The organism is Acidovorax sp. HMWF018 (assembly GCF_003061035.1).
Taxonomy (GTDB): Bacteria; Pseudomonadota; Gammaproteobacteria; order Burkholderiales; family Burkholderiaceae_C; genus Acidovorax; species Acidovorax delafieldii.
Genome location: NZ_QAIM01000455.1, coordinates 723 through 1,428 on the forward strand (window position 1 = coordinate 723; position 706 = coordinate 1,428).

The window sequence follows — 706 nt, forward strand, 5'->3', positions numbered from 1 at the left end:
AGGTGCGGAACTTGGCCTTCACCTCATAACGGGTGGTATTGCGCGCCACCGCAAACCACACGTCCTGCAGCAGGTCGTCGGCCACGGCCTGCACCTTCACGCTGCGAAACACAAACCGCCACACGGCCAGCTCGTGCCGGGCGTACAGCCGGTCAAACGCGGCCATGTCGCCACCGGCGTAGCGCAGCATCAGCGCTTCGTCGGCGTCGTAGGCATCGTGAGAGGGTGGGGCTGCAGGCACCCGGGCATTATGCGAAACCCTCATGCACTCACGGGCCGGCCCAGGCCTACCGTGGGTCGGGTACGTACGACAGGTTGTCCGACTGCGGAAACGCGCGCGGCACATGGGGCACGTGGGGGCGGGCGATGGGCTCGCGGATCACGCCGCTGGCGATCAGGTTCTCGCGGCTGTCGTAGCGGATGCTGATGATTTCATTGGGCTGCTCTTGCAGGCGCGTGAAGCTGGTGTGGGTGACAACCGAGGTCTCGCGCTGGCCGTGCGCCGTGCCTAGCTTGGCCGATGGCATGGGAACGGCCTTGGCCACACTGTCGGCAGATTGCGAGCGGGCAGAGGACTCTGCCTCGGCCGATGGGGCTGGGGCAGCAGGCGCACCGGCAGCCCCAGCGGCTGCGGGCGATGCGGGGTCCTCCCGCAGACGCCCGAGGCCCAGGCTGTTGTCGCGGCGCTGGCTGTAGGGCTCGGGGG

The 706-nt window shown here is 68.4% G+C and carries 1 protein-coding gene and 1 pseudogene; both read right to left on the reverse strand.

What is annotated here, in order from left to right; all coding sequences use genetic code 11:
• Positions 1-241, reverse strand: a 241-nt coding sequence (locus tag DBR23_RS31130) for a sigma factor (protein WP_304466222.1), incomplete at its 3' end; no start/stop codon positions are given.
• 46 nt (positions 242-287) lie between these two features.
• Positions 288-706 (reverse strand): annotated as a pseudogene (locus tag DBR23_RS19175) (hypothetical protein); the annotation flags it as partial.